This window comes from Clostridium polyendosporum, assembly GCF_018332455.1.
Classification (GTDB): Bacteria; Bacillota; Clostridia; order Clostridiales; family Clostridiaceae; genus Clostridium_AY; species Clostridium_AY polyendosporum.
In genome coordinates this window covers 1-1,935 of record NZ_BOPZ01000060.1, presented here as the reverse complement: position 1 = coordinate 1,935, position 1,935 = coordinate 1, and the positions used below count along the sequence as shown (strand labels likewise).

Here is a 1,935-nt window from a genome sequence, read left to right as displayed (position 1 = left end):
ACTACCAGTTTTGGTTCTCTTACAAAGAATAATTCTTTGGTTTTACCAATTTGGCTTTACATTTACTTATGTGCAATTTTCAAAGAACAAAATTTTGAAAGACTTTTGGTCTCTCAAAATTAAACAGAGGAATTAGAGCAATCCGTTTGACAACTCATTATATTATTGTAGTTAATCTTAACATGCGTTAAGTATCAACTAAATCTTCCTTAGAAAGGAGGTGATCCAGCCGCAGGTTCTCCTACGGCTACCTTGTTACGACTTCACCCCAATCGCTGACCCTACCTTCGGCCGCTGCCCCCCTTACGGGTTAGCTCACGGACTTCGGGTATTGCCAACTCTCATGGTGTGACGGGCGGTGTGTACAAGGCCCGGGAACGTATTCACCGCGACATGCTGATTCGCGATTACTAGCAACTCCGGCTTCATGTAGGCGAGTTTCAGCCTACAATCCGAACTGGGACGAGTTTTTGAGATTTGCTCCACCTCACGGTCTTGCGTCTCTTTGTACTCGCCATTGTAGCACGTGTGTAGCCCTAGACATAAGGGGCATGATGATTTGACGTCATCCCCACCTTCCTCCCGGTTAACCCGGGCAGTCTTGCTAGAGTGCTCAACTAAATGGTAGCAACTAACAATAAGGGTTGCGCTCGTTGCGGGACTTAACCCAACATCTCACGACACGAGCTGACGACAACCATGCACCACCTGTCTTCCTGTCAGTCCCAAAGGGACTGACTTCCCCGGTTAAGGGTAATTCAGGAGATGTCAAGTCTAGGTAAGGTTCTTCGCGTTGCTTCGAATTAAACCACATGCTCCGCTGCTTGTGCGGGCCCCCGTCAATTCCTTTGAGTTTTAATCTTGCGACCGTACTCCCCAGGCGGGGTACTTATTGTGTTAACGGCGGCACAGAAGGTTGGACCCTCCTACACCTAGTACCCATCGTTTACGGCGTGGACTACCAGGGTATCTAATCCTGTTTGCTCCCCACGCTTTCGAGCCTCAGCGTCAGTTACAGTCCAGAAAGTCGCCTTCGCCACTGGTGTTCTTCCTAATCTCTACGCATTTCACCGCTACACTAGGAATTCCACTTTCCTCTCCTGCACTCTAGACACCCAGTTTGGAATGCAGCACCCGAGTTGAGCCCGGGTATTTCACATCCCACTTAAGTATCCGCCTACGCTCCCTTTACGCCCAGTAAATCCGGACAACGCTTGCCACCTACGTATTACCGCGGCTGCTGGCACGTAGTTAGCCGTGGCTTCCTCCTCAGGTACCGTCATTATCGTCCCTGAAGACAGAGCTTTACAACCCGAAGGCCTTCATCACTCACGCGGCGTTGCTGCATCAGGGTTTCCCCCATTGTGCAATATTCCCCACTGCTGCCTCCCGTAGGAGTCTGGGCCGTGTCTCAGTCCCAATGTGGCCGATCACCCTCTCAGGTCGGCTACGCATCGTCGCCTTGGTGAGCCATTACCTCACCAACTAGCTAATGCGCCGCGGGTCCATCTCATAGCGGATTGCTCCTTTGGTTATCGAATCATGCGATTCAACAACATTATGCGGTATTAATCCTCCTTTCGGAGGGCTATCCCCCTCTATGAGGCAGGTTACCCACGTGTTACTCACCCGTCCGCCGCTAGGAATTTCCCGAAGGAAATTCCTCGCTCGACTTGCATGTGTTAGGCACGCCGCCAGCGTTCGTCCTGAGCCAGGATCAAACTCTCAATTTAAAAGTTTAATCTCTTGCTCTCAAAAGAATTGCTGTACTTAATTTCCTCTGTTTAATTTTCAAAGACCAAGTTATTTTTGCGTGTCATCAACTGACCGCTTGATTATCTTATCAGCTTTTCGCTTCTCTGTCAACAACTTTTTTTATAATTTTTAAAGTTGAATTGACATCTGTAGAAAAACTACTTTTTTGATTTGTCGCAT

At 48.6% G+C, this 1,935-nt stretch carries 1 rRNA gene; it reads right to left on the bottom strand.

The window, feature by feature from the left end:
* Window positions 1-213 precede the first annotated feature (213 nt).
* Window positions 214-1,733 (bottom strand): 16S ribosomal RNA (locus CPJCM30710_RS17325).
* Window positions 1,734-1,935 lie beyond the last annotated feature (202 nt).